22 protein-coding genes and 1 pseudogene are annotated in these 26,537 nt (G+C 39.7%); 9 read left to right on the top strand and 14 right to left on the bottom strand.

Annotated features, from left to right (window positions below; translation table 11 throughout):
• The first annotated feature begins 88 nt into the window (after positions 1-88).
• The 3 genes from NOS7107_RS00505 (at position 89) to coaBC (ending at position 2,376) form a co-directional block, all read left to right on the top strand.
• Complete coding sequence (locus NOS7107_RS00505; protein ID WP_044499508.1) at positions 89-715, top strand: alpha/beta hydrolase; 627 nt, start codon at positions 89-91, stop codon at positions 713-715.
• A 153-nt stretch (positions 716-868) separates the two neighbouring features.
• A complete protein-coding gene (locus tag NOS7107_RS00500) occupies positions 869-1,081 on the top strand; it encodes a DUF2555 domain-containing protein (protein ID WP_015111030.1) in 213 nt (70 codons plus the stop codon).
• 62 nt (positions 1,082-1,143) lie between these two features.
• A complete protein-coding gene (gene coaBC / locus NOS7107_RS00495; protein WP_015111029.1) occupies positions 1,144-2,376 on the top strand; it encodes a bifunctional phosphopantothenoylcysteine decarboxylase/phosphopantothenate--cysteine ligase CoaBC in 1,233 nt (410 codons plus the stop codon).
• Between the two features lie 94 nt (positions 2,377-2,470).
• Here coaBC and NOS7107_RS00490 read toward each other — a convergent pair whose 3' ends face one another.
• Positions 2,471-3,094, bottom strand: coding sequence for a class I SAM-dependent methyltransferase (locus tag NOS7107_RS00490; RefSeq protein WP_015111028.1), 624 nt, complete (start codon positions 3,092-3,094; stop codon positions 2,471-2,473).
• Between the two features lie 93 nt (positions 3,095-3,187).
• Between NOS7107_RS00490 and hemH the strand changes: the two genes are divergently transcribed.
• Positions 3,188-4,354, top strand: coding sequence for a ferrochelatase (hemH, locus tag NOS7107_RS00485; RefSeq protein ID WP_015111027.1), 1,167 nt, complete (start codon positions 3,188-3,190; stop codon positions 4,352-4,354).
• Between the two features lie 124 nt (positions 4,355-4,478).
• Positions 4,479-5,057: an NADPH-dependent FMN reductase gene (locus tag NOS7107_RS00480; protein WP_015111026.1), complete on the top strand. Its 579-nt coding sequence runs from the start codon at positions 4,479-4,481 to the stop codon at positions 5,055-5,057.
• Positions 5,058-5,071: 14 nt separating this feature from the next.
• On the opposite strand, the pseudogene NOS7107_RS27470 reads toward NOS7107_RS00480, so the two are convergent.
• The 4 genes and pseudogenes from NOS7107_RS27470 to NOS7107_RS00455 all read right to left on the bottom strand — a co-directional run bounded on the left by NOS7107_RS27470 (position 5,072) and on the right by NOS7107_RS00455 (position 8,413).
• A pseudogene (locus tag NOS7107_RS27470) lies at positions 5,072-5,976 on the bottom strand (Rpn family recombination-promoting nuclease/putative transposase).
• A gap of 8 nt (positions 5,977-5,984) precedes the next feature.
• Positions 5,985-7,016: a zinc-binding dehydrogenase gene (locus NOS7107_RS00460; protein WP_015111025.1), complete on the bottom strand. Its 1,032-nt coding sequence runs from the start codon at positions 7,014-7,016 to the stop codon at positions 5,985-5,987.
• 86 nt (positions 7,017-7,102) lie between these two features.
• On the bottom strand, positions 7,103-7,288 hold the full coding sequence (locus NOS7107_RS27465) for a hypothetical protein (RefSeq protein ID WP_015111024.1): 186 nt from the start codon (positions 7,286-7,288) through the stop codon (positions 7,103-7,105).
• Between the two features lie 57 nt (positions 7,289-7,345).
• The gene (locus tag NOS7107_RS00455) at positions 7,346-8,413 is read right to left on the bottom strand and encodes a glycosyltransferase family 4 protein (protein ID WP_015111023.1); all 1,068 of its coding nucleotides are present in this window, start codon (positions 8,411-8,413) and stop codon (positions 7,346-7,348) included.
• A 460-nt stretch (positions 8,414-8,873) separates the two neighbouring features.
• Here NOS7107_RS00455 and xth point away from each other — a divergent pair, with 460 nt between their 5' ends.
• Entirely contained in the window at positions 8,874-9,659 is a 786-nt protein-coding gene (xth, locus tag NOS7107_RS00450; protein WP_015111022.1) for an exodeoxyribonuclease III, read from the top strand.
• A gap of 16 nt (positions 9,660-9,675) precedes the next feature.
• Here the strand turns inward: xth and NOS7107_RS00445 are convergent, their stop codons facing one another.
• The 5 genes from NOS7107_RS00445 to NOS7107_RS00425 form a co-directional block, all read right to left on the bottom strand.
• Positions 9,676-11,877: an EAL domain-containing protein gene (locus NOS7107_RS00445; RefSeq protein ID WP_015111021.1), complete on the bottom strand. Its 2,202-nt coding sequence runs from the start codon at positions 11,875-11,877 to the stop codon at positions 9,676-9,678.
• A gap of 194 nt (positions 11,878-12,071) precedes the next feature.
• Positions 12,072-13,580 carry an ATP-binding protein gene (locus NOS7107_RS00440; RefSeq protein ID WP_015111020.1) on the bottom strand — a complete coding sequence of 503 codons (1,509 nt, stop codon included), beginning with the start codon at positions 13,578-13,580 and terminating at the stop codon, positions 12,072-12,074.
• Between the two features lie 8 nt (positions 13,581-13,588).
• Positions 13,589-15,883, bottom strand: a complete 2,295-nt coding sequence (locus tag NOS7107_RS00435; RefSeq protein ID WP_015111019.1) for a PAS domain S-box protein — start codon at positions 15,881-15,883, stop codon at positions 13,589-13,591.
• A 157-nt stretch (positions 15,884-16,040) separates the two neighbouring features.
• Positions 16,041-17,576, bottom strand: a complete 1,536-nt coding sequence (locus tag NOS7107_RS00430; protein WP_015111018.1) for a SagB/ThcOx family dehydrogenase — start codon at positions 17,574-17,576, stop codon at positions 16,041-16,043.
• A 106-nt stretch (positions 17,577-17,682) separates the two neighbouring features.
• Positions 17,683-18,597: a DUF4349 domain-containing protein gene (locus tag NOS7107_RS00425; RefSeq protein ID WP_015111017.1), complete on the bottom strand. Its 915-nt coding sequence runs from the start codon at positions 18,595-18,597 to the stop codon at positions 17,683-17,685.
• Between the two features lie 413 nt (positions 18,598-19,010).
• On the opposite strand from NOS7107_RS00425, the gene ilvC reads away from it, so the two are divergent.
• Positions 19,011-20,006, top strand: coding sequence for a ketol-acid reductoisomerase (gene ilvC, locus NOS7107_RS00420; RefSeq protein ID WP_015111016.1), 996 nt, complete (start codon positions 19,011-19,013; stop codon positions 20,004-20,006).
• Between the two features lie 78 nt (positions 20,007-20,084).
• On the opposite strand, the gene NOS7107_RS00415 is transcribed toward ilvC, so the two are convergent.
• Complete coding sequence (locus tag NOS7107_RS00415; protein WP_044500404.1) at positions 20,085-20,294, bottom strand: hypothetical protein; 210 nt, start codon at positions 20,292-20,294, stop codon at positions 20,085-20,087.
• 548 nt (positions 20,295-20,842) lie between these two features.
• On the opposite strand from NOS7107_RS00415, the gene NOS7107_RS00410 reads away from it, so the two are divergent.
• Positions 20,843-21,694 carry a hypothetical protein gene (locus NOS7107_RS00410; protein WP_157373920.1) on the top strand — a complete coding sequence of 284 codons (852 nt, stop codon included), beginning with the start codon at positions 20,843-20,845 and terminating at the stop codon, positions 21,692-21,694.
• Between the two features lie 15 nt (positions 21,695-21,709).
• Here NOS7107_RS00410 and NOS7107_RS00405 read toward each other — a convergent pair whose 3' ends face one another.
• The 3 genes from NOS7107_RS00405 to NOS7107_RS00395 form a co-directional block, all read right to left on the bottom strand.
• Positions 21,710-23,353 carry an alpha/beta hydrolase gene (locus NOS7107_RS00405; protein WP_015111013.1) on the bottom strand — a complete coding sequence of 548 codons (1,644 nt, stop codon included), beginning with the start codon at positions 23,351-23,353 and terminating at the stop codon, positions 21,710-21,712.
• Positions 23,354-23,535: 182 nt separating this feature from the next.
• On the bottom strand, positions 23,536-24,672 hold the full coding sequence (locus NOS7107_RS00400) for a cytochrome P450 (protein WP_015111012.1): 1,137 nt from the start codon (positions 24,670-24,672) through the stop codon (positions 23,536-23,538).
• A 309-nt stretch (positions 24,673-24,981) separates the two neighbouring features.
• Positions 24,982-25,545, bottom strand: a complete 564-nt coding sequence (locus tag NOS7107_RS00395) for a TetR/AcrR family transcriptional regulator (protein ID WP_015111011.1) — start codon at positions 25,543-25,545, stop codon at positions 24,982-24,984.
• 461 nt (positions 25,546-26,006) lie between these two features.
• On the opposite strand from NOS7107_RS00395, the gene NOS7107_RS00390 reads away from it, so the two are divergent.
• Positions 26,007-26,213 carry a hypothetical protein gene (locus tag NOS7107_RS00390; RefSeq protein ID WP_015111010.1) on the top strand — a complete coding sequence of 69 codons (207 nt, stop codon included), beginning with the start codon at positions 26,007-26,009 and terminating at the stop codon, positions 26,211-26,213.
• Positions 26,214-26,537: the final 324 nt, after the last annotated feature.

The following is a 26,537-nucleotide window of genomic DNA, read 5'->3' as shown; positions in this document are numbered from 1 at the left end:
GAATAATTTTACCCACATCCTGTAACCTGTCAAAATTTCTACTTATGGAGATAGGATTTACTACAGATTTGAATTATGGGAGTAACTTCTGTCTGTGTCTTTACAATTTATCAATGTCCCTCCGGCTAATTCTCAACCCCCGGTTGGCTTAATTGTGGCTTTGCATGGTTGGGGTGCTAATGCTGAGGATGTGGCATCTTTATTACCTTATTTTCAGTTACCGAATTACCAGTTTGTTTTTCCCAATGCACCTTATCCCCATCCTTATTCTTCTGTTGGTAAAGCTTGGTATGAGTTGCGAAATGAGAATATGTATCAGGGTTTAGCCGAAAGTCGGCAATTACTCACTGATTTTTTGCAATCTTTAGAAAGCAGCACTGGCGTACCTTTATCGCGGACGATTTTGTGTGGCTTTTCTCAAGGTGGGGCGATGACTTTAGAAGTAGGCTTAAAGTTACCCTTAGCTGGTTTAACGGTGATGAGTGGGTATTTACATCCTGATGCAGTACCAACAGGGAAAAAGGAGATTCCGCCGACTTTAGTTATGCACGGTACTCAGGATGAAGTTGTGCCATTGTCAGCAGCCATAAAAACGCGGGAAGCGTTGCAATTTCTGGGGTTTGCGGTAGATTATTTGGAATTTGAAGCGGGGCATGAAATTAATCTGCAAATGTTAGAAGCGTTACGAAATTTTGTTTTAACGACAATTGCGTAGCCTTAAATACAAATTTTTTACAATTATGGTAAAAATCATGCAAATTTTTACGAAAGAAATGCCGTCTAATGAGTAATATAGATTGGGTGGTTGCGTCAAGCGCAACTTTACCCAAGCTGGATGCAAATGCTGCATAAGGGAGGGGCAAGCATTATGAAGACTCTAGGCATTTCCAAGACAGAAATTGCTGCCATGACCGCAGCAGATGTGGAAGACTTAGCTACGCGTCTGGAACTCGATAATTATAGCAATGCTTTTGAAGGTTTGAACGATTGGCATCTACTCCGAGCGATCGCCTTTCAGCGTCCAGAATTAGTGGAACCGTATATCTACCTCTTAGATTTAGAACCTTACGATGAAGCTTAGATAAAGTCTGAAGTATAAAGTATGAAGTATGAAATTAATTTCAGGCTTCATATTTTTTTCTCATGTCTAATTTTCATTCTCCAAGCGAAAATCGCAATAAAAGGGTTCTTATTTGTGTAGGCGGCGGTATCGCCGCTTATAAAGTTTGTGAGGTGGTTTCGACGCTGTTTAAAAGCGGGGTGGAAGTTCGCGTGATTCTCACCCGTTCAGCCCAAGAATTCATCACACCCCTAACTTTAGCGACTCTCTCCCGTCATCCAGCTTATACTGATGATGATTTTTGGCAACCAACTCACTCCCGTCCGTTGCATATTGAGTTGGGCGAATGGGCAGATTTAATCGTAATTGCACCTTTAACAGCGAATACGTTAGCTAAGTTAACCTACGGAATGGCTGATAATTTGCTGACGAATACGGTGTTAGCATCTAGGTGTCCTGTACTGTTAGCACCAGCGATGAATACGGATATGTGGGAACAGCTAACAGTGCAACGCAATTGGCAGCAGTTGTTAACAGACAGCCGCTATCATGGGATGAGTACAGCATCGGGGTTACTGGCGTGCGATCGCATCGGTGCTGGTAGAATGGCGGAACCAGCAGAAATTGTCACCCGTGTTCAATCTTTATTACATACTGGCGGTAAGCGAGATTTAGTCAGTAAACGCATATTAATTAGTGCTGGGGGAACGCGAGAGTATCTCGACCCAGTAAGATTTATTGGTAATCCTTCTACGGGTAAGATGGGTTTAGCTTTAGCACAAGCCGCCTTGCATCGTGGTGCAAATGTGACTTTAATACATGGTGTCGCTAGTTGGGATGCACCCTTGGGAGTGCAGGCAATACCCGTGATTTCATCTGAAGAAATGCAACAGGTGATGTTGGAATATTTACCCAATGCTGATGTGATTATCATGTCGGCTGCTGTGGCTGATGTCAAGCCCAAAGATTATAGTACAGAAAAATTGCCCAAGCGATCGCTCCCCCAAGCATTACCTTTAGAACCTGTACCTGATATTGTTGCCCAACTAGCACAACTCAAGCAATCACATCAGTTATTAATCGGTTTTGCTGCACAGACGGGAGATATAATCACCCCTGCAAAGGAAAAGTTGCAGACGAAGAAATTAGATGTAATTGTTGCTAATCCTATAGATCAACCAGATAGTGGTTTTGGGAGTAACAATAATCAAGCCATTTTTTTAGATGGGCAAAATCATCAATTAGAAATTGCCCATTGTTCTAAATTAGAAATGGCGCATCATCTATTTGATTTTGTGATGAGTCGAGATGCTTGATCATGTTTCTCCAATCAATGATGGAGAACAAGAATTTTTATGCCTCACGCAGAGGCGCAAAGAGTTAGAGAAAGTTTGCTTGTTGAGTAGGAGGCTATTTTTTGGAGTGAATCACTTGTAAGCTACCGCCTGCATACAGTTGTGTCTTCTCTACATTGAAGCCAATTTCCTTTAATAACCCTGGTAAATCAGTTTTGATTAACTCCCAAGCTGTTTCTGTTTCAAACAATAGTAAAAACACTGCGACACCAGGCCAAAATATGGGATTATTCGGTGCATGAAAATCTACTAATGTAAACACTCCTCCTGGTTTTAAAATTCGATAAACTTCTTGCAGAATTTGTCGTAATTGTTCAGGTTCCATTTCATGTAATGCGGCGCTGGTATGTACCACATCAAAAGAATTATTGGCAAAGGGCATATTTTCAGCAAAAGCTTCTATATATGAGGCTTCTGGGACATTTTGTTTTGCTCGTTGCAATGATTTTGGTGAGGCATCTAATCCTGTTACATTTTGTGAAGATTTCACTAAAAACTGTGTAGATTGCCCACTACCACAACATAAATCTAATACCTGAGTATCTGAATGAATTGTTAAGCCTTGTAAGGCAAGTTGGCGAAAGTGGGTTTCACCACCAACACTGATAGCTGCTACGCGGGAAATAGCATCATACAACCATTGATACCGATAACTTAAATCACGTAAAATTGTGGCCATTGCATCTTTCCTGACTGTTAAGCTTTATATTTAATAAAGATATATTGTTAACATTAGTAAAAAATCTGAAAAGGTTGGGGGAAAATAACTGCTATGGGTCGTGTAGGCGTTTTATTACTCAATCTCGGTGGCCCCGATAAGTTAGAGGATGTCGGGCCATTTTTGTACAACTTATTTTCTGATCCCGAAATCATTCGCCTACCATTTCGCTGGTTGCAAAGACCCCTAGCGTGGTTCATTGCCTCGCGGCGCGTGAAAACATCTCAAGCAAATTATAAGCAAATTGGTGGTGGTTCTCCCTTACGACGAATTACAGAAGCGCAAGGAGAAGCCTTAAAAGAACAGTTGAGTGATTTAGGGCAAGAAGCTAACATCTACGTAGGTATGCGTTACTGGCATCCTTATACAGAAGAAGCGATCGCCTTGCTAACTCAAGATGATATCGAAAAATTGGTCATTCTGCCGCTTTACCCACAATTTTCCATTAGTACTAGTGGTTCTAGTTTCCGGCTATTAGAAAAACTTTGGCGAGAAGACCCAAAACTACAACCGCTGGAATACACTGTTATTCCTTCCTGGTATAAACAACCAAACTACCTGCAAGCGATGGCACAACTTATCGCCCAGGAAATAGACCAATGTCCTCATCCTGATGATGTGCATATCTTCTTTAGCGCCCACGGTGTTCCCAAAAGCTACGTTGAAGAAGCTGGCGACCCCTATCAGCAAGAAATTGAGGAATGCACATACTTAATTATGCAGACTCTAAATCGTCCCAATGCTCACACTTTGGCTTATCAAAGCCGTGTCGGCCCCGTAGAATGGCTACAACCCTATACTGAAGATGCGCTAAAAGAATTAGGCGCACAAGGCGTAAAAGATATCGTGGTTGTACCCATCAGTTTTGTCTCCGAACACATCGAGACACTGCAAGAAATTGACATTGAATATCGAGAAATTGCTGAAGAAGCCGGAATTCACAACTTCCGTCGCGCACCTGCGCCAAATACTCATCCAGTATTTATTCGAGCTTTGGCTGATTTAGTCATTGAAGCACTAGAACAACCCAATTTCAAGCTATCACAAGCAGCCCAAATAAAAAAAAGGGTGAAGATGTATCCCCCAGAAAGTTGGGAATGGGGTATGACTACGAGTGCAGAAGTCTGGAACGGTCGAATTGCAATGTTAGGCTTTATTGCTTTAATTATTGAGTTAGTTACTGGTCATGGTTTGTTACACATGATTGGACTGTTGCAATAAAACAGGGGCTAGGGGCTAGAGACTAGGGACGATAAAGTAGTATTTTTAAGTAAATTTCACAATGAATTTATGAAAGTCTTTTAATCCCTAAACCCCATTCCCTACTTACCACTCCCTACTTACTATGTTTAAAACATTAGTTTTCTACGGTTCCTACAGAAGCGATCGCCAAGGCATCAAAGCTGCTAGATTTATCATTGATCAACTCCAACAAAGAAACCATGAGGTAATTTTTGTCGATGCAAAGGAGTATGACTTTGGCATTTTAGACCGAATGTACAAGGAGTATGATCAAGGTCAGGCTCCGGTAAGAATGGCAGAATTAGCAGAACATATCCGCACCGCAGACGGTTTTGTCGTGATTACCGGAGAATACAACCATTCTATTCAGCCGGGGTTGAGTAATCTTATGGATCATTATCTCGAAGAATACTATTTCCGCCCGGCTGGAATTGTTTCCTACTCAGTTGGTGGCTTCGGCGGTGTACGCGCAGCCATACAGTTACGCTCTTTTCTAGGAGAGATGGGAATGGTTACTATTTCCACCATGTTTGCTATCTCCAAAATTGGTGACTCTTTGGATGAATCAGGTACTCCACGAGAAGCAAGTTTGACTAAAAGATTTGGTCAATTTTTAAAGGAATTGGAGTGGTACGAAGAAGCATTACAACGCCAAAGAAAAGAAAAAGGCACTCCGTACTAATTGAGTAATTTTAACTATCTATTTTCAAACCAAGCTTCTAAGTCAGTAGTGGTTGTAAAATTTAGCAAAGCTTCACCTAAATCTTCTAACTCCGCAGTTGATAAGCTTTGAATTTGTGCTTGCAATTGCGGATTCACTTCACCTAAACGGCGGTTAAGTTGGCGTAATATCAGTGTCGATTCTCCTTGTTGTATTCCTTGCTGTATTCCTTGTCTCATCCAACTTGTAACAATTTGCATAACTCTTTCCTCCTGCTGTGGTTCAATACTAGCAAGTTGCTCTTAAAATATTCTTTCTTCTTGAGCATTCAAATCGAGATATGTATCAATAAACCCTGATATCAATTGTACTTGTGCTGGGTTGAGTTCTAAGTTCGCCAGCAATTGTAAGGACGTTAGTTTTACTATTGGGCGTTCTTGAATATTCATCCGCATTTTAGCTATTAAAGCACTAGCGACAGGATTTCTTTGATTGAGAAAGTCCTGCCATCTGAATTGATTTAATTGCACAACATCATAATTAAATTCCAGCACCTTTTTGTTAGGAAAATGCGATATGAGTTCGGTTCTGGTGTCAGTGGTGTGTCATGGGAATAAATGACTATAGGATATATGGGTAACGCATATTTTTCATGCAGTCGAGCGAAGTAGGTAAACATTCGCTGATTGAAGTTAGTTTGTGAATAAGATTGATGTTCAGTGTGGATGATGAATAAAGTATTTTGATTTCTAAATACAACTTTAGCTGCTACATCGAGTATTTTACGCTCTCCTTCAGTCACATCTGTAAATACTTCTTGTGGTAAAAACTCGATAGAGTCTCGCTCCCAATAAGCACTGACATCGGGAAAAAATAACTCGATAAACTCAGGGAAGAAGTTAGAAAGAAGTTCTTTAAATAAACGATCATGGTCAATCATCGAGAAATTCAGTCCTGAGTACAAACCATTGCTACTTTAATTACTTGACGCGCTTTCATATCATGAAATACCTGTTCTAGATCCTTTAAAGGTCGCTTTTCACTGATAAGTAATTCTAAAGGGATTTTGCGACTGGCTATCATGGCAAGTGCCGATCGCACATATTCAGGTGTGTTGTGAAATACGCCTTTTAAAGTAAGTTCACTGTAGTGCAATTGTTCTGTATTCACGGTAATTGTTGTATCTCGTGGACAACCACCGAATAAGTTGACTGTTGCCCCAGGACGAGCGCAAGCGATCGCAGTTTCCCATACACTGGGTACACCAGTGGCTTCAATCACTACATCTGCACCCCAACCTTGGGTCAGTTCTTTCACCACACCAGGAATATCAGTCATTTGATGATAGTTAAATGTCTGGGTTGCGCCGAGTTTTTGACCAATTTCTAGCCTGTGGTCATTTCCGCCCCACAGTATTACTTCAGATGTATCAGCTAATGCAGCGACAAACATTAAACCAATCGCCCCATCTCCCAAAACAACTACTCTATCTTTGGGTTTGATATGGGAACGGGCGACACCATGCAATACACAAGCCAATGGTTCTGTCATCGCCGCCAACTCAAAGGGCAGTTCATCCGGCAGACGCAATAAATTATGCTGGACTATGGGTGCAGGAATTTTGAGATATTCGGCAAATGTGCCATTATTCCAAGTCAAATTCGGACATAGGGAATATTCTTGGCGTTGACAAAAAAAACATTCCATACAAGGGGCAGAATTATTAGCCACGACGCGATCGCCTACTTGCCAATTGCTAACACCTGCACCCACCGCTACAATCACTCCGGCGGCTTCATGACCAAACAATGTGGGTGGTTTCAACATCTTGGCATGACCACCACGCCGCCAAACTTTCAAATCTGTACCGCAAGTTGTCGCTGCACCAACTTGTATGACAACTTCACCAGCTGCTGGTGTGGGGTCAGCGACTTGTTCTAACCGTAAATCTTCCTGACCATAAAGTAATGCTGCTAACAAGGCTTGTGACCCAATTCAAAAGCTCCACCTGATTTTATCAGCTGGAGACTTACATACGAAAACAGCCAAACTAGTAATTAAAAGACTTAAGTATTGATCTTTGGCTGAGTTAGCACTCCTGTATTCCGGGTTTCCCCATTATTTACGCGATTAACTGTTAACAGCGGTACTTCTTGTCGGCACGACAGGCAAAACCAATATAGTTCACCATGACGGACATGACGCAGTAGGGAACCACCGCAACATGGGCAATTGTTGGCTCGCATACTCATTCCAATGTCCTCCTTAAAATAAGATTGATGTTAAAACGCAGGTAAAAAGGTTGTAAATTATTGCCGAACTTTAGCGGCATGGATGTAACCGTTAAGGTTGATGCGATTTTTTATAATTTCTTTGTAGACTGCTTCGTAACCGTCTACCATTTGAGTAACGCTAAATTTGTTTTTGACGTGTTCTCTACAAGCGTGACGATTTAGTTTCAAAGCTGCGGGAATCATCGCTGCCATTTCTTGATAGTTTTGGCAGATAAAACCTGTTTGACCTTGAACAATAACCTCCGGTACAGAACCTAAATTCATGGCAATTACTGGTGTACCAGTGGCCATAGATTCGATCATCACCAAACCAAAAGGTTCTTGCCAAGAAATGGGGAAAAGAGTAATTGCAGCATTGCCGAGAAGTTCAGCTTTTGCGGTGTGGTTAATTTCACCGAGATATTCAATTTGCTGACCATCTATTTTAGGGGCAATCTCTTGTTCAAAAAACTTCGAGTCGGCTACATCAACTTTTCCGGCCATTTTTAAGCGCCAGCCAGTTTGCTTGGCAATTGCGATCGCTTGGTGTGGCCCTTTTTCGGGAGAAAACCGCCCTAAGAATGCCAAGTATGGCGGTTCTTTTGGTTGGGCTATAAACGGATAATCTGTCAGCTGAATTCCGTTATAGACTGTGGCAGCATAATTTAAATTAATTTGCCGTTGGGCGTTACTAATGCTGACGTATGGTTGCTTTTGATGGTGACTGTATACGTTAATGTTGTCTTTAGTAAAATTGCCGTGCAGAGTATGCACTGTCGGAGTTGAAACCAAACTCGCCAAGGCTAATGCCGCAATTCCTACATGAGAATGAATGATATCGAATTCCGCAGCTTGTTGATAAGCTTGGCTCAGTTCTAACATTTCATACACTGCATACTCTTTGACATTATTGTCTAAACGTAAAGCGCGTGGATAAATTGCTGCTAAACGAGCCAGAGTTTGTGAATCACCAGAAGCAAATAAAGTTACTTCATGGCCGCGACGCACTAATTCATCGGTCAAGCGACTCACGACCAGTTCAATTCCCCCATAATTTGGAGGCGGAACTTGTTCCCATAAGGGGGCTACTTGAGCGATTTTCATAAGTTGTTTTGGTTCGGACTGTAAGTAAGTCTTTTTGTGAAGATTAGTAAAACCTTTTCAAGAAGACAAAGCATTTTTACTGACTCTTTTAAGATTTCAATTAACTTAACTGACTCTGAAGAGTGCAACATTAGTTAACAGTAACGTCCAAGTCTACCAATACATTTAAGACCATTTACTATGTCGTAGACACTAAGTGCCTACCCCTATAAAATATAGCTCACCTTCCTTAAATTTCATCTACCTTGGGGATCAGAAGCAGTTAGGATATTTTGTAGTAGAACTTACAAAAATGTAGATTTTGTAGCTGTAAATACTAAAAATACCAGCCGGGATCAATTTTAGAAAAATGTCAAACTGTGTAAAAATAGGCAATTGCGAGGATCATTAACATAAAAATTAAATAAAACTAAAATTTTGATAATTGAGAATATCACGTATTAATTCGATATATAACTAAATGAAAATTGTTACTTGGAATGTTAATTCGATTCGCACTCGTCTTGAACAGGTGAGCAATTGGTTAAGTGAGAATCCTGTGGATGTGCTTTGTTTGCAAGAGACTAAAGTCATAGATGCCGACTTTCCGCGATCGCCTTTTACAGAATTAGGTTATCACGTCTATATATCAGGACAAAAAGCTTATAACGGTGTAGCCCTCATCTCCCGTCAACCACTAACAGATGTTTCATCTGGTTTCACTGCTATACTGCCTCACTTAGAACCAGAATGGGATGAGCAAAAACGCGTAATTACAGGTGTGATTGATGGCATTCGGATTGTAAATTTATATGTGCCTAATGGTTCTGCGATCGGCAGTGAAAAATATGAATTTAAGTTACGCTGGTTGAATATATTACAAGAGTATTTACAATTTCTGCTTAAATCTCAATCAGCTATTTGCATCTGTGGTGACTTTAATATTGCCTTGGAGTCTATAGATATTCACGACAAAGTAAATCCAGAAAGCCACATTATGGCATCCCCAGCAGAACGCCAAGCCTTACGAGATATTTTGGAATTAGGCTTTGCCGATGCTTTTCGCAAATTTACGGCTGAAGGTGGTCATTATAGCTGGTGGGATTATCGCACAGCCGCCTTTCGGCGTAACTTGGGTTGGCGAATTGATCATCACTATCTCACACCAGTTTTGTATGAGCGTGCCAAAAGTTGCATCATTGATGTTAACCCCAGAAAACTAAACCAACCTAGCGACCACACACCAGTGATTGTGGAAATTGAGTAGATTAAAAATTTATGCTTCACAGTTCCATCTGCACTATACAATTTCTACCTTGAGCTTTTGCCTGATAGAGTCCTTGATCAGCAGCAGCAATTAAGGTGGCTGGGGAGGATTGACTATCGGGGATAATGGTTGCGACACCCAGACTAAGGGTGATGATTTGATTGATCTGAGAATTTGAATGTAGCAATTGCAATGCACGGATATTATTTTGAATTTCTGTAGCAACTGCGATCGCACCTTCAGTATCCGTATTGGGCAAAATAACGGCAAATTCTTCGCCACCATACCGAGCGACTAAATCAGCAGGGCGTTTAGCTGTCATTGAAATTGCCTGGGCTACCTGTCTGAGAACATCATCTCCTGATAGATGTCCATAGGTATCGTTATATAGCTTAAAACAATCGACATCACACAAAATTAGAGATAAACAGGCTTGTTCCCTGGCTAATCTTTGCCACTCAGTTTTGAGTGTGTCGTCAAAGCAGCGCCGATTTGCCACTTGGGTTAAACCATCGGAAGCAGCAAGGCGCTGTAATTCTTGGTTTGCTTGTTGTAATTTATGGTACAGTTCCGACTGGTGAATAGCGATCGCCGCTTGTCCGGCTAACTGGTTAAATAAATTAATCTCTGATTGCTGCCATTGTCTGCTATTGCTACATTGATGAGCAATTAATAATCCCCATAAACGCTCTTGTTGCAAAATCGGCACAACCAAATTTGCCCGAATTTGTAACCTCTGTAAAAGTTCAATATGACAAGGTGATAGTCCTGCGGTTTCAATATTTTCAATTGCTCTTGTATTGCCCTGTTGGTAGTAATCTGCGCGGGTAGACTGAAAGCATGTATCCATCACATTAAATCCGAGAATGGATATGCAGCCTGGCGCTAAAGACTCTACAGCCACTAAACCACTCCAGTCTGGCTCAAACTGATAAATTACTACTCGGTCTACAGCAAATAGTTGTCGAACTTCATCGGCTGTGGTTTGCAAAATCTCATCTAACTCTAAAGATTGCCTGATACGCTGAGTGACAGCCGCAACAATGCGTTCGGACTCACTTTGGTGTTGCACTTGCTGCTGGATTGGCTGATCAGTTGCCGATGCTAAAGTTAAAGCGATCGCATCAAAATGGGGAGTGTTAGTCACAGGTACAGGATCAGGTCGAGCAATTAAATAGCCTTGAGCAAAGGTTGCACCTTTTTCTCGTAGCCAGTTCAGTTCTTCAATGCACTCAATTCCTTCCGCAACTGTCAGGATGTTTAAATTTTGGGCAATCTCGATAATTTTCTCGGTAATTGAGGCTTTGTACAAATCTTGATGCACATCTCGAATCAATTCTATGTCTAACTTGATAAAGTCGGGACGTAGCTGGTGCAATAAGTTTAAACCGGAATAGCCGGAACCAAGGTCATCTAGGGCGACTAAAAACCCCTTATCTCGATAGTATTGTAATACTGCCTTGAGATGGGCTAAATCGTGAGGATTGTCTGATTCTACAACTTCAAAGACGACCTGATCGTGAGCAATACCTGCTTGATCAATTGCTTCGACTGTACTACGTAGACAAGAAGCGGGGTCATAAAGCGCTGTTGGTGTAAAGTTGACGAAGATTTTCCCGTTGACTTGATGGCGGCTAAATTGAGCGATTGTACTCAGGCGAGCGAGTCGGTCGAGTTGTGGTAGCAATCCGGCTTCCGTGGCTAGTTCTAAGATTGGCCCTGGTAATAATAAATTACCTTCTTCATCCAGCCCTCGTAATAGCGATTCATAACCATAAATTTCGGATGTATTTTGAATTGAGACAATTGGTTGAAAGTGTGTAGTAAATCGTTCCTGTGCCAGCATATTTACTAGCCACTCAGATTGATTGAATGTAACAAAGCGTTGCAATGAGGCAATGTCGCTAAAATCTTGCAGTTGTGGTTGAAGTGCGCCACGAATAAACAGGACTTGCGTTTCTTTTAATTCTCTTGGTGCTAGAAGTTGGGCTAAGTTATAGGCAAGTTCTTGGGCTTGTCCGGATTTACACTCTAAACAGAGACCTGGACGCTCTTGCATAAGTTCATACTTCAGCGCAAACTGCCGTAGATAGGTTGTAACTTTTGTGAGGGTATGGGTAACGGGAAACCAGAGAAAAAGTCTGCCTGCTTCCTTCGCTTGGCAGCGTGCAAGATGGCGACAAGCACAAGTCTTGGAAGTAGTAGATTTTTCGCTCATAGGTAATACTTTGCTGATCCGACTTGTTTTAATGTTCCCAATAGCCTGAAAGTAAATGATAAATTGCTCTTCAAATACATGAAGATTTGGTGATTTTCAGGTGATATATTTCAGTTAAAAAATTTATTCTGTGGAGACTAGGTTATAGGGAACAAAAAATTCGCCAAAATTCAATTCTGATTTCTAAAATCTAACTACTGAATTCTGTTTGGATAATTTAATGGCAACTTAATTGTGAATGTACTACCAACACCAGCTTGACTGTGAATGCTAATTTGTCCTTGATGTGCTTCCACACACTTTTTCACAATAACTAATCCTAGCCCTGTACCTGGAATGGATTGTACATTTGAAGCTCGGTAAAATGATTCAAAGAGTCGGGCTTGATCGGCTTTCGGGATACCAATTCCTTGGTCTTGAATCTGAAAAATAGCTGCTTTCTCAATTAGGTCGCAAGTTAAATCAAATAGAATATTACCACCTGTGGGAGAGTATTTAACAGCGTTATTGAGTAAATTCGTAAATATGTACCGTAATAGTTGTTCATCCATGCACGCATCTGTGCAATCGCTATGACATTTAAAAATAATTTCTGCGCCTCTAGGATGAATTGTCGTAAATTCGGCGAGCAATTCTTGACAAAATTGTTGCAAATTTAGGATACCAGGATGGCACTCCAATTTGCCTGCATCCGATTTACCCATAAACAGCACATCTTCCATAAGTTGCTTCATTGATTGCACTGCATTATTAATTCGTTTTAAATAGGTTTTTCTTTTCTCTATGGTTAAATTTTCTCCTTGCAGTTCAATCAATTCGACTGAGGATTGAATCACACTTAAAGGATTGCGAAATTCATGAGAAACAGTCGAAATAAATAGGGATTTAAGTTGATTAACTTCTCGTTCTTTATGCAATGCTTGTTCAAGTAATTGCGCTTGTCGTCGTTCGCTCAGATCCCAAAAAACAACTACTACACCATTTATATGTCCAGGCTGTCGCATAATCGGAGAAGCACTATCACCAATAGGAATTCTAGAACCATTTTTAGTAATCAGTGATGTAAAGTCATTTAAATATACAACCTGTTGCTCTCTGAGAACTTTTGCCACAGGATTTTCTAAAGAAGTTTCTGTAACTTCATCAACTAGCTGAAAAATTTTAGATACCTCTTTCCCTAAAGCATCGGCTTGCTTCCAACCAGTGAGTGACTCTGCTGCTGGGTTGACAAATGTTACAATTCCTTGTTCATTTGTGGCAATAACAGCATCACTCATTGAGTTTAAAAGTGTAGCTAATCGGTCTCGATTTTCTCGTAAATCTCGTTCCAATGCGTGTTTTAATAACCCAATTTCAATAGCTATCCGCAAATCTTTCGGGGTGAAGGGTTTAATGACATATCCAAATGGTTGCGTAGTTTTTGCGCGTTGTACTGTATTATCATCACCGTAAGCAGTCAGAAATATTACTGGTATATCTAATTGCTCACGAATCTGAGATGCTGCGGTAATGCCATCCATCTCACCTTTTAAGATGACATCCATTAAAACTAATTCAGGTTTGCCTTCTAAGGCTTTAGCAATGGCAACTTGTCCAGAAGAAGCTGTCCCAATTACTGTATATCCTAGTTGATTCAGTTGGTTAGCAATTGTTCTGGCAACTATAACTTCATCTTCAACAACTAAAATTCTCACTTGCTCCATTGGAAATATTACTGCAAAATTAACTGGGGAAATTGGATTGTAAACTTTGTACCATGATTACGTTCTAAAGTCATACTGCCTTCCAGTTGTTCTGTAACCAAGTCATAAACTAAAGATAAACCTAAAGAGCCACTATTATGCCAATCTAAATCATCGGGAATGCCAACACCATTATCTTGAATAGACATTTCGATATGATCATGAATATTCTGTAGTGTAATAGTTATAGTGCCCTTTTGCTCATTTGGAAAAGCGTGTTTTAGACAGTTAGAAATTAATTCGTTAATGACTAAACCACAAGCGATCGCTTGATCAACATTCAGATTAACTGTGGCAATATTAGTTTTTAAGTCAACTGTTTCTAGCCCTATTTGGTAAGAGATTAAAATACTAGTTGCTAATGTCTGTATATAGTCAACTACATCTAATTCACCAATATTCGGTGAAGTGTATAAATTTTTATGAATTAATGAGATAGAATCAATCCGATTTTGACTATCTTGAAAAACTCTAATTACTTCTGGGTCTTTGAGAGTGTGAGATTGGAGTTGTAGTAAACTTGAAACAATTTGCAAGTTATTTTTGACGCGATGATGTACTTCTTTCAAAAGAATTTCTTTTTCAGCTAAGGCGCTTCTCAATTGGCTTTCTGCTTTTTGTCTTTCGACTAATTCGGTTTGGGCTTGTTGAAATATACTAGATTTTTGAATAGCGATCGCAATTGTGACTGAAAGTTGATCAAGCAAGTCTAATTGATTTTCTTCCCATTCCCGTGGACTAGAACATTGATGCGCCACGAGTAAACCCCAAAGGCGAGAGCCAATGTTTTCGCCACCTAATTCTAATAAAATAGGTACAACTAAATTAGCTTTGACTTCAAATTGTTCTAATAGATGAATATGACAATTTGTAAGTCCAGCTTGGTAAATATTGGCGATCGCGCGTTTACGTCCTTGATGATAATCAACTCCTATCCCTGCTTGAAAACAAGTATCTTCAATTTTAATACTTAAAGATTTTGTCCACCCCGATTCTACTGATTCTGCTACAACTTTACCACTCATATCAGAGGCAAATTGATAAACAATTACTCGCTCGACTTGTAGCAAATGTCGTACTTCTTGAACTGTAGCGTTAAGAATATCTTGCAAATTCAAAGATTGATGAATTCTCTGCACCACAGTTCGCATTAGTTGTTCTCTTTCTAACTGAGTTTTTAACGCCCTCTCAGTTTGCTTGCGATATGTGATATTCTGTCCAATACCTATGATTTGATTATTAGGCAGTCTAATATTAGTCCAAGATGTATCAACAATTCGACCATCTCGCACTTGAGTTCTAAAATCATCCCAAGTTTGGTCTGCTGATTGTACAAAATTAATCACATATTGAAGGTCTTCAGCATTAGGATATATTGCTGATAGCAAATCACTAGTTGGAAAATCTTCTAATTTCCACCCAATAATTTTCTCCCATTCTTGATTCACCCATTGTAATTTGCCTGCTGGATTAATCAAGGCAATCATTAATGGAATGCACTCGAAAATATTTTGCAAAAATTCATTTTGCTCTTTGAGGTGTGTTTCTGTGTTCTTGTGTTCGGTGATATCGGACAATACAGATAAAATAGCTGACTCACCATTAAAGGTTAACGTTTGAAGTGAAGCAATAGCCCAAAATATACTTCCGTCTGCTCTTTTTAGCAGAATTTCGTAATTATGTAATGAGCCTTTTTGCTCTAGTTCTGTTAATAGATTTTGAGATTGATTAATATCATAATAGATATCTGTAACTGAACAATTTATGATATCCGCTGATGTGCAACGAAATGCGTTAAAAAACTCTTGATTAGCATTTAAAATTACACCATCAGATAATCTAGAAATTATTAGGGGTACAGGAATTATTTCTGCAACTGCTCGAAATATTGCTTCGCTTGCTAGAAGATTGCGCTCTATTTCTTTACGCTCTGTGATGTCTTGAATATAAACCAAATAAGAATCTTGTTGCTCATATTTTATAGCATGAGTTACTGTTTCAACTTCAATATATTTGCCATTTTGGCAACAATGCCGACATTGATGATTAAAAGTTAAATTATGCTGATGATTAGATAATTGTTCCAATAAAACAGGTAAATGTTCTACATGGTACAAGTCTGTAATTTGCATTTGCAGAAATTGTAATTTTGAATAACCATATTTACTAATTGCTGCTTCATTAACGTTGAGGAATTTGAGAGTTTCTCTATCGTATATCCAAATCGGAGAAGGATTATTAGTAAATAGGAATTCATTATTCATATAGTTATTAATATTTTCAGACTAAATTTTCTACATTCATAAGTTGATATTTTAAGCATTTTCTATTAAAAATATTTTTGTTTTCGATTCTTAATAAAAATACATAAGAGAACACAGAGATAACTAAAAATCTCTCTGTGTGTTTGTATAGTTTGTTTTATCTTGGTCTTCCCAACGTAGTGATGTAGATGACAGCCTCATCAATAGGAATACCTAAGACTTCATTTACTTGGTCGTCAAAGAAGCCACCAATCCCGCTAACACCCAGATTAAGATTAACTGCGGCTAAATTTAAGCGTTGACCCAAATGCCCAGCATCCATGTGTAAATAACGATAAACGCGATCGCCGTATTGGGCAATGGCAGCTTTGAGATCTGCGGTATGAAAAACAACTGCGGCGGCATCTCTGCCTAAATCTTGACCCAAACACAGAAAGTGTAACTCGCGCCGGAAGTTTTTAAACCGAATCTGGCGTAATTCTTGAGCTTTGGGTGCGTAATAATAACAGCCAGATTCCAAACCCTTGACACCACTTACAGCAATAAATGTTTCAATTAAGTTGAGGTCAAAGTAATCGGGAGTCCGGTCAAGGTGTTGCTCAATGTAATTTTGGGGTTGGTAAGTAAAATCAAGTAAAGCTTTGAGTTCATCGAAGCTTAAATCATCACCACTGTAAGCACGGGTAGAACGACGCTTATGGATGGTTAATTCCAAGTTGAAGAGATTTTCGCCCCAGTCTATTGGTGTGGTATCAGTGGGAATTTTCAGACAAAAGGGAAAATTATATTTATCTTCCAAAGACTTTTCTTGTTTGACGGCGGGTAAATTCAGTTTGCCGGTGACACCTGGCTGAATTTGGGTGTGAAGATGGAAATATTTCAGCAATTCGCCGTCAGGGACATAGGGATAGTTGGTTTCTGTCGCTGAAGGTAAAGCCGGACATCCTGTAGACAAATTTTGTTTGATATCTAATAAGTCTGCCATAGCCAATACTGCGATCGCACCTTCTTGTTCTGGGTCAATATATAACAAGTCATTGACCGCATCATCGATAAAACCACCAATTAAGTGTGGGCGATAATCAGTAATAGCACTCGCTAACTCAATATTCCCCAAGAGATGCCCTGTATCGAGAAAAATTCGCCGATAAGCCCGATCTTCATAGCGCCAAGCTGAACGATAAAAAACCCCAGTCACGACAATTGCCAATTGGGTACCTTCTAACGCAGGATGCCAAAAACAAGCATCTTGCAAAGCTTGCCACACATCATTTTCCCAATACAACATCAGTGAATGAGTGCGACACTGATAGTTATAAAGTCCTGCTGGTAGGAACGGCGTACCGCGAGATACTATATACACCTCTGCTGGATACAACCCGCCAGCACTGGGCGCAGAACGCAAATACACCGCACTACCCATAGAAGGCATTCTCGCCGTTAATCCGTAGCTGCGAAACAGTAACCGAGATAGCCTTTGCCACCATTGGGCATCTTCTGCTTGAGCAGCAAGGGGTTCTAATGATTCTTGCAGGTAAGGTTTAAGATCAAAAGCCGAGCCAATTTTATACTCCTTAAAAGGTACTGGCTGTTTAGCCCAGTCTAGCCTTTGGTTTTTCGAGGCTAGGGTTTCAGGGTCATATTTAGTACGTTCGTGGTAGTGCTGTGCAATAGATTGGTGGATTTCTGGCATAGTACTTTCAATACCCTAGGGCGTTCTTTTTTGATCTTGGCATTCATCTGACTCATTATTTCGTGTTAGTCGGTACAATCCTCTTAAAGAGTTAACAGGCAAGTTCTTAATTTCTAGTTTCTTGGGGTCTATGGGTGCGTCGCCAACGAATAACGCCGTAAACACCCGCAGCTAAAATTAATAAATAAGGAGTGTAAACCATTAACCATATACCCAACTTTAATAGCCCAACAGTGAAGCTGCCTAGAGATTGGGTCGAATTGTTCCAAGTTTCTTGAATTTGTGAACCTACTGCGCGTTGGGGACTGGTACTGGATACAGCTGCTTCTAGGTTTAGGGTAATAGTGGAATAGGCAACTTGATTTTGTAAGCTTTTAAGTTGCGCGTCAATTTGCTCGATAGATTGTCGGACTTGACTAAGTTCTTGAGCAACACTTAACACATCACGCACAGAACCAGCCCTGTCCATAATTTTTTGTAAATTAGCTTCAGTTTTCCGCAGATTAGTTAATCTAGCTTGGAAATCTACCAAGCGATCGCCTACATCTTCTGCTGTAATATTACGACTTTCGATTGTACCTAATTTAGCTAGTTCTTCTAATGTAGCTTCCAACGAGTTCTGCGGCACGCGCAGTTGGATAGATGCAGTATGACGAGAATTTTCTTTAGTTGGTTGGCGTTCGTTTAACCCAATTAAATCACCTTGTTGTTTGGCAATAATTTGTGAAACTGCATCAATGCTTTTATCGACAGAGTTCACAACTATTTTTATTGCAGCTTTTTTGATTAATTGGGGACGCGCACGGGTTAATGGTGCAGCTTCTGCTTTTTGGGCAACATTTCCAACAATATCAGATGCTGGTGCTGCTTGATTGGCTAATTGGCTTTCGGTTGAACTTGGCGGTAATGATCTGCTAGAGAAATTTTGCGGTGCAGAAGCACAACTGCTGAGAATAACTCCTCCCAGTAAAGCATTCACGAATAAAGCAGATTTGCGGGGTAAGGGCAGAGAAAAATTCATAATCTCACCTTGGATATAATTAACCTCAGTATTGCCGAGGAAAGTTTTTAAATTAGTATTGTTGCAATTTATGTAACAAGTATTTTGTCAAATTTGTGTATGTTGAGATAAATCACAGGAACTACCAGAGGACGGAAATAGGCTCAAAGTTGAAGTGTAAAAGCATACTTATCTTAAGAATATGAATTTGATAGAGCTACTTTTAGTTCTGGCAGCAGATGAATAACTATCGCTAATTTTCATAGTTGGTTTCCGCAAAAAAATCAGTACATTCCGAAAAGCCTTCTTGACCAGCCAATTCAGTTCAGAAATTAAAGCAGACTGCCATAGCTTATCTTTCGTTACACAATTTAAGGTAAGATCAAAAACCTGCCTATAAATAATTGTGATGCTTGCTGACAGGAGATGCTTCTATGGCCCGGATGTACTATGACGAAGATGCCAATTTAGACCTTTTGGCTGGAAAAACTATTGCTATTATCGGTTATGGTTCCCAAGGTCATGCTCATGCCCTGAATTTAAAAGATAGCGGTTTGAATGTGATTGTCGGGCTATATCCAGGAAGCAAGTCAGCACAAAAAGCCGAAGCCGCTGGCTTAACCGTGAAAAGTGTTGCAGATGCAGCTAAAGCGGCTGACTTCATCATGATTTTGTTACCCGATGAAGTACAAAAAACAGTTTACAAAAACGAAATTGAACCTAATTTAGAAGCTGGAAATGTGGTAGCTTTTGCCCACGGCTTTAATATTCATTTTGGGCAAGTTGTCCCACCTGCTGAGGTTGATGTGGTGATGGTAGCACCCAAAGGCCCTGGTCATTTGGTGCGACGGACTTATGAACAAGGACAAGGCGTACCTGCGTTGTTTGCTGTTTATCAAAATGCTAGTGGTCAGGCACGCGATCGCGCAATGGCTTACGCTAGAGGTATTGGTGGCACACGCGCGGGGATTCTCGAAACCACTTTCCGCGAAGAAACTGAAACCGATTTGTTTGGGGAACAAGCAGTATTATGTGGCGGTTTGAGCGCCTTAATCAAAGCTGGTTTTGAAACTTTAGTCGAAGCTGGTTATCAGCCAGAATTAGCTTATTTTGAATGTCTGCACGAAGTTAAATTAATTGTTGACTTGGTTGTAGAAGGTGGTTTAGCCACAATGCGCGATAGCATTTCCAACACAGCAGAATATGGCGACTATACCCGTGGCCCTAGAGTTGTCAACGAACAAACTAAAGCGGAAATGCGGAAAATTCTCCGCGAAATTCAATCAGGACAATTTGCCCGTGAATTCGTTTTAGAAAACCAATCTGGTAAACCAGGATTTACCGCAATGCGTCGTCAAGAAGCTGAACACCCCATTGAAGTAGTTGGTAAAGACCTACGAGCGATGTTTAGCTGGTTGAAAAAAGTTTAATTCAGTTTCACATCGGCAATTTTTCATGGTAGAGACGCAATTAACAGCGTCTCTATACCTACAACAGATGTAGGTAATTCAATCATCTAACAAACTCATCAGGGCTTGCATTTCTGGGTCTTGTGCCTCAGATAACTGACGGCGCAAATTTGATATTTGATTGTTTAATGTCTCAGATGTATAAAGCATCTGCGACTCCTGGGCAATTTTTAATTGACTTTCCTTAATTCTGATTTTTCTAAGCAGGTCATCGACAGCATAGATTGAATCATAATCTTGAGAAATCATAGCCTTAAATTTATTTAAAATTTTCAGTAGTAAAGCTAAACCTTGCATTGCCTGAAATTATACATGTTTTGACAGCAGGCTGATCATGAGATTGATTAAATTTAATTAACTTTGCGTCATCTCTAGAGCGATCGCCTCAACACTGATAAAATCAGAATCACAGAATATCTCGTATTCTAAGTATAGATTTTTACATAAACTTTACATGAACTTCCTTGGTAGAGATATCGCAACGAAATACTAGGGTGTTGTTTGTCTGCGATTTCCCCTTATCAGCAATATGACCTGTTTGATTTACTTAAGTAAATTCCTATAAGTATTTGTAAAAAATACATGAATTTACTAGAACACTGTTGCTTTTTCTCAAAGCCATTATTTATATTAACTATAGACTGTTAATCATTACTTTATTATTCATCAAAGTTTCATCTTTTAAAGCTCGAAGTCCACGTATCTCTATAAAGTTTATTCCCCAAATCACCTCAATTCCTATATCTAACTTCAGCTTGAAATAGGGATAGTGTCAATATTGGCAGAGGTGAAAAATTTTGCGTCTTTACAGTAATTGCTATTTTGCAAGTATTGTTGAACTTAGCCAAGTCTCAACTAAATTCTTGTTACCAAAATTATCAAGTCCAAACAAAAAAGAGAAGAATATGCAAGACGTTCTAGAATATATTAAACAACAAGAAAAAAAATTCTCCCAATTACCTTTTTTTCAATTCCTAACAAATAGCAACATTGACCCTTATCAGCGATTAGTATGGTTTCCTTGTCTGGCACACTTAGCTATGAGTTTTAAGGATTTAAATAATGACATACTGCAAGATAGTATGAGTAATCATCCTCTACAAAAATTGATTAATCAGCACGCAGTTGAAGATGGTAGTCACTGGAAATGGTATCTCAAAGATTTAGAATCACTGGAAATTGATCAGGTAATGCGATTCAGTGACTTTCTCAAGTTCGTTTGGAGTGAGAAAACAATTAAAACTCGCCGTCTTTCTCATAATTTAGTAGCAATGTGTCGTTATGAAACTGACATAGCGCTAAAAATAGTAATTATTGCAGCAATTGAAGCTACGGGAAGTACAGCACAGCAGGCAATGGCACAGGTTGGTGAAGAATTAAGAGCCAAAACCAATAAAAGATACTTTTATATTAGTTCACACCACTTGAAAGTAGAAAATGCACATCTTCAATTTGCTATGGAAAATAAGGGAAGTAAAAATTTTCTGCTCAATATTGAATTGAATGCAGAACAAAAAGCTAGAGCATTAGTATTAATTGACTCTGTTTTTGATGGCTTTACAGAATGTATGGATGGGTTAATGCAATTTGCCAATCAACATAAATTTAAAGAATTGGTCGCTAAACCTAAATATGTTCTACATAGATAGAATTTGCTGTTAAGACTATTTTGATTTTTTGTTTGTGCCATTTTTTAAGGCTTGTGCTAATTGCTCTGTACTCAAAGAACTTAACAGAGTCATATTGAGTGGGGCTTGACTAAGATATTGAGTATATGATGGTTGTAAATAGGTACTGTATTCAGCATTGTTTAAGAGATTCGTTTCCATGAAAGCTACACTTAGGGCCTTCAGGTAAGAATAAACTGGAGCAGGATCTGGCCCTAATAAACCAGATGGTACAGGCAAAACATTATTTTCAGGAGTTGACTCTTGTAAAGCGGAAAAATGGGTAGCGTTCTCAATTAACACTAGATATTTGTTAGGTTCAGCCAGCCAAGTAAAGGGGCGAATTTGTTCTGGGATTGCGGGGGCGAAAATATCTTGACTGCCTGTGACTAACATCACGGGAACTTTGATTTGACTGATACCACTTTCACCCAAGACAGAACTGTTAATGGGATTAATAGCCATGACAGCCTTAATCCGCGGATCTTGTAGTGCATAATCTGTTGGTGGCAACTCAGCTGCTTGGCATTGCAACAATAGAGATAAATTCAAGGATCTATTGGGATAACAATCTCGACTTAACTGGGCAAAGTTTAGTTTTGCTCCTGCTAAAGTTAAAACTGTGTAGCCACCAAATGAATGCCCAATCAGTCCGACTTGTTGAAAGTTGAGTTTCCCTTTGAGACTAGGATTGAATGTTTCTAAACGTTGGAGTTCATCAAGGACAAACTTGACATCCAAAGGTCTGTCAATAAATTCTCTAGGTTGTGGTGGCCCTGCTAAACCAGCAAAGTATTTTTGAAAGCGTTGGGCATTACTACCAGGATGTTCTAATACGGCTACGGCAAAACCATAGGAAACCAAATGTTGCGCCAAATAAGCTAAAGCATAGCGGTCTGAAGCTAAACCATGAGAAATCACAATTAAAGGAAAGGAAGTTGAGGCTGTGGTTTCTGGTAGGTAAACATCTACTGGTAGACGACGATCGCGTTTAGCATCATTTAACTCAAAGTAAAGTTTTTGAACCCCTAATTTTCCTGGTTGGCGCAAATCTGGCTTTTGTGAAAAATCTATGTTTGCGTTGCTGGTTTGGGCGATCGCTTGTTTTTGCAAAAATGCCACAGCGGCATCTCTGTCTTTAAGTAATTCTGATAAATTATTGACTATCTTGATTCCTTCCTCAAAATTTAATTTAATAGTTGGCGAAGGAAATTTACGTATAATGTTGACAACAGTTAAACCCTCTTGAGAGTCGGCCGCCGCTAAAATAAACGCAGCCCGCAAGGCGTAAAAACCATTTTGACGAGATTCTGTGAGAATTAATTCTCCTAAACGTTGTACTACTTGTTCTCCTATAGGTGAGTAAGTGAACTGTGATACTAAAGTAGGTGTGGCACTAAATCGCTGTTGTAGTAGTTCTCGTAGTTGCGCCAGTTGCTGCGGTGTAGCACGTTGAGCATAAGTATCTAATTCTCCAGTAATTTTACCTTCTTTGGCAAATGTTTCTAGGGCATCCGTAGATAAAGAAAATTCTCCAAAAGGAGGATAAAAGAAGCTAATGCGCTCGGCTCCCCAGCTAGGAGTAGCTGATAAAACTGTGGATAACAGCCCTAAACTCAGGTATTTCAGCAATTTTTTCATAAGTTATTGATAAATCCAGAATTATCAAGGTTATACGGGGATGCGATCGCTAATATAGAAGGTTTTGCAGGACAAAAGTTAAACCTCAAAAGAAATAATACTTCGGTGGTATCTCTGTTGAAGACTCTGGGGCAGATCCCTGCTTTTTTCCACAAGTCAGGGATCTCGTAGTTAGCTATTTTCTATAACAAAACATTCAAGGTTTCTAAACCATGTACCAACAGGGTGGAAATTGGTTTTAGAGGCTGGGTTGCGTCAACCTGGAGATTTGGAAATTCTTCTAGCAAAGCCTTAAGTGCAATCTTGGCTTCTAGTCGAGCTAAAGGTGCGCCCAAACAAAAATGAATACCATAACCAAAGGCAAGATGTTTATTTGGTTCTCGATCAATGATCAAGCGATCGCTATTCTCAAACTGAAGTTCATCTCGGTTGGCAGAACTGATCCACGCCCACACAAGTTTTCCTGGAGGAATGATCTGGTCTCCAATTTGGGTTTCTACTTTGGTATATCTTTGTAAGTAAGTAATCGGGGAGTGATAACGCAGTACTTCTTCAATTGCAGTTGGTAATAAAGACAAGTCATTTCGTAACCGTCGGTTTTCATCAGGATACTCATGCAGAGACCAAATAGTATTGGTAATTAAGTTAGTGGTAGTTTCATTACCAGCTAGCAAAAGAATCATACAAAAATCAACTAGTTCCTGTGCTGTTAACTTTTCTCCTTCTGCGTAAGCTGCAATTAAGTCACTGATCAAGTCTTTGCTGGGATGCTGTTGGCGTTCTTTGAGTAATTGCCGAAAATAATCAGCCATATCTTTAATAGCAGTTTGACTTCCGGCAATAATCCCATCTGACCAGCGTTTGAAGTCTTCCCGATCTTCAACAGGTATACCAAGAATTTCTGCAATTACAATGACTGGTAAGGGAGTAGCGAAAGTATTTACTAAATCGACTTGTTTGTGTTGCTTCATTTGCCCCAACAACTCGTAAGTAAGTTCAGTAATCCGCGGGGCTAATGCTTCAACTTGATTTGTGGTGAAGACCTTTTGGACGATTGAGCGCAGAGATTGATGTTTAGGTGGATCTGTTGTAGCTAGAGATTGACTGAAATCTTCTCGTTCGTGAAGTTGTGGCAATTGGGAGGAAAAGTTTTTCCATTCGCTTAACACCCGTGACACATCATCATAGCGAAATACCATCCAACATTGATGCTCTGTACTGTAGAACACAGGTGCTTCTCGGCGCATTTGAGCCAACCAATGATCAAGATTGAGGAAGAATTGTGAATCGCTTGCTTGTAAGTGTAAAACGCTATTCATAAACATCTCCTTGTGTAAAAAATGTAGGTTGAACTGCGCCAGATATTCATTGCCATAGCAGAAGGTAGGAGGAAAAGTCTTACTATTCCTGGCATTCAAGCTTTCAAATTGTCCTAAAATATCTGACTACCGCTATATCTGGCAAACCATCGACTGTGGGAAAACTTTTGTGAAAAGACTATGTTTGCAATCAAGCGATCGCCTGACTCTACATATCATCAAGACAGCTATGACAAAATCTCTAGATGCAAACACTAGATCAAGAGAGTACCTAAATCAAAATTTTTGCAGACTATCTGAAATGATTAATTACTCTTGCGCCAGTTTTAGTAGAGTTTCAATGACCTGCTTTTGCAAAGATTCATCGGGAACTCCTAAACCAAAGATGTGGACGAAGGTGAGACCATCAAGTGCTAGACGAATTACAGTTGCCATTGCTGGATCGAGTTCACTGGTTTCGATTTGCTGTTGCCAATCAGCTAGGTGTTTCTGCACTGGCTCAAGTAATTCTGGATTTTCGGCGATCGCAGCTAAAAAACTGAAATGAATAGCGATCGAGTCAGCATCAAATTTTTTATATGACCGGATATAAGCCCTCAGCCAATGTCCTGGTGTATTGGGTGCATCATCTTGCTTTAATTCATGCTCTAGTAATACTGTCTTTTCATCAATTAGCTGTTGCAACATTCCAGAAATCAAGGCTTCTTTGTTGGGAAAGTGGTAAAGTAATCCACCTTTGCTAACACCGGCTTCACGGGCGACCGCTTCCAACGTCAGTGCCTTGGAACCAGATGTTACCATCACTCGCCCCGCTGCTTCTAACAATGCTGTGCGGGTGACAGACGCAGATTTTGTTTTTTTATTAGAAGTCATAGAGGTGAATAATGAAACCAGATAAATTGTTTGTTGAAGACAGTTTATCTGGCGACGAGATTGTTTTAGATGTAGGTTTCTACTATTAGTTTGCCGCTAGATTGGTAAACTAAATCTATGTTACCGTCCAGACGGTACAGTGTCAACCAATTTTGGATTTACGATTTTGGATTGGCTCCACACTTTAAGGTGGAGCTTGATAGTGCAGCGTTAGCAAGTCGTCGAGCGTCGGATTTTAGATGGGCGTTAGGGAAACGCAGCGCAGCGAGTATTTTGGATTAATTCTCCGCCCTGAAGGGGTGGGGCTTGTATCGAAAATTCCCCATCCAAAATCTCAAATTTTTCGGTCAACTCAGTCTTTTGCAAGTTTGGTGGACAAAAGCGATTTCTAGCGACAAGCCCCAAAGTGTCTACGTTGGAGCAATAAGCGCGATAATAGATATAGAACTCAAGTTAAGCTTATGTCTACAGTTTCCTGCTCCAGTTGTGTCGTGCTTCTCAGTCAACAACAGGAACAAAATATCTCTCACCAACAGCAGTGTCAAGATGAGCCAGCCAACCATAGCAAGACTACTGCTAAAAATTCTACAGTGGTAAAAAACGGTCGAGTTGTTGTTGTCTCTGAGCCAGCACAACCCCAGGAGACTAACGAATCCAAAAACCCATAAAACAGGAGTTATAAGTTTTGATATTTTTTAATATTAAAACGTTAGTCTTTACTAAAAAACTACAAAACTAAGTTTGATAGCCGTATTTTTGACTAATTCCTTAAATTTACCTTTACTAATTTGCTCTAAAATGACTCTGGGACTTAAGCTATTGCACTGAGACATACGTAAATTACATATCTTTTTTTGCTGGTTGTTAACTGCTTACTATGAACAGTTAACAATCCAAAGATTCATGAGTAATTTTGTAGTTTTAAAGCATCATATCTTAAGGAAAATACTTTCTAGAAAAGTAAATTTTTAGCTCAAGTACCTAACTTCAAA

Source organism: Nostoc sp. PCC 7107 (assembly GCF_000316625.1).
Taxonomy (GTDB): Bacteria; Cyanobacteriota; Cyanobacteriia; order Cyanobacteriales; family Nostocaceae; genus Nostoc_B.
The sequence above is the reverse complement of the archived record's forward strand: the minus strand, read 5'-3'. Positions and strand labels throughout refer to the sequence as shown.

Excerpts from the sequence above, each read along its gene's own strand:
- NOS7107_RS00500 (WP_015111030.1), top strand. The coding sequence starts at position 869 with ATGAAGACTCTAGGCATTTCCAAGACAGAAATTGCTGCCATGACCGCA.
- coaBC (WP_015111029.1), top strand. The coding sequence starts at position 1,144 with ATGTCTAATTTTCATTCTCCAAGCGAAAATCGCAATAAAAGGGTTCTT.
- NOS7107_RS00490 (WP_015111028.1), bottom strand. The coding sequence starts at position 3,094 with ATGGCCACAATTTTACGTGATTTAAGTTATCGGTATCAATGGTTGTAT.
- hemH (WP_015111027.1), top strand. The coding sequence starts at position 3,188 with ATGGGTCGTGTAGGCGTTTTATTACTCAATCTCGGTGGCCCCGATAAG.
- NOS7107_RS00480 (WP_015111026.1), top strand. The coding sequence starts at position 4,479 with ATGTTTAAAACATTAGTTTTCTACGGTTCCTACAGAAGCGATCGCCAA.
- NOS7107_RS27465 (WP_015111024.1), bottom strand. The coding sequence starts at position 7,288 with ATGAGTATGCGAGCCAACAATTGCCCATGTTGCGGTGGTTCCCTACTG.
- NOS7107_RS00455 (WP_015111023.1), bottom strand. The coding sequence starts at position 8,413 with ATGAAAATCGCTCAAGTAGCCCCCTTATGGGAACAAGTTCCGCCTCCA.
- xth (WP_015111022.1), top strand. The coding sequence starts at position 8,874 with ATGAAAATTGTTACTTGGAATGTTAATTCGATTCGCACTCGTCTTGAA.
- NOS7107_RS00445 (WP_015111021.1), bottom strand. The coding sequence starts at position 11,877 with ATGAGCGAAAAATCTACTACTTCCAAGACTTGTGCTTGTCGCCATCTT.
- NOS7107_RS00440 (WP_015111020.1), bottom strand. The coding sequence starts at position 13,580 with ATGGAGCAAGTGAGAATTTTAGTTGTTGAAGATGAAGTTATAGTTGCC.
- NOS7107_RS00435 (WP_015111019.1), bottom strand. The coding sequence starts at position 15,883 with ATGAATAATGAATTCCTATTTACTAATAATCCTTCTCCGATTTGGATA.
- NOS7107_RS00430 (WP_015111018.1), bottom strand. The coding sequence starts at position 17,576 with ATGCCAGAAATCCACCAATCTATTGCACAGCACTACCACGAACGTACT.
- NOS7107_RS00425 (WP_015111017.1), bottom strand. The coding sequence starts at position 18,597 with ATGAATTTTTCTCTGCCCTTACCCCGCAAATCTGCTTTATTCGTGAAT.
- ilvC (WP_015111016.1), top strand. The coding sequence starts at position 19,011 with ATGGCCCGGATGTACTATGACGAAGATGCCAATTTAGACCTTTTGGCT.
- NOS7107_RS00415 (WP_044500404.1), bottom strand. The coding sequence starts at position 20,294 with ATGATTTCTCAAGATTATGATTCAATCTATGCTGTCGATGACCTGCTT.
- NOS7107_RS00405 (WP_015111013.1), bottom strand. The coding sequence starts at position 23,353 with ATGAAAAAATTGCTGAAATACCTGAGTTTAGGGCTGTTATCCACAGTT.
- NOS7107_RS00400 (WP_015111012.1), bottom strand. The coding sequence starts at position 24,672 with ATGAATAGCGTTTTACACTTACAAGCAAGCGATTCACAATTCTTCCTC.
- NOS7107_RS00395 (WP_015111011.1), bottom strand. The coding sequence starts at position 25,545 with ATGACTTCTAATAAAAAAACAAAATCTGCGTCTGTCACCCGCACAGCA.
- NOS7107_RS00390 (WP_015111010.1), top strand. The coding sequence starts at position 26,007 with ATGTCTACAGTTTCCTGCTCCAGTTGTGTCGTGCTTCTCAGTCAACAA.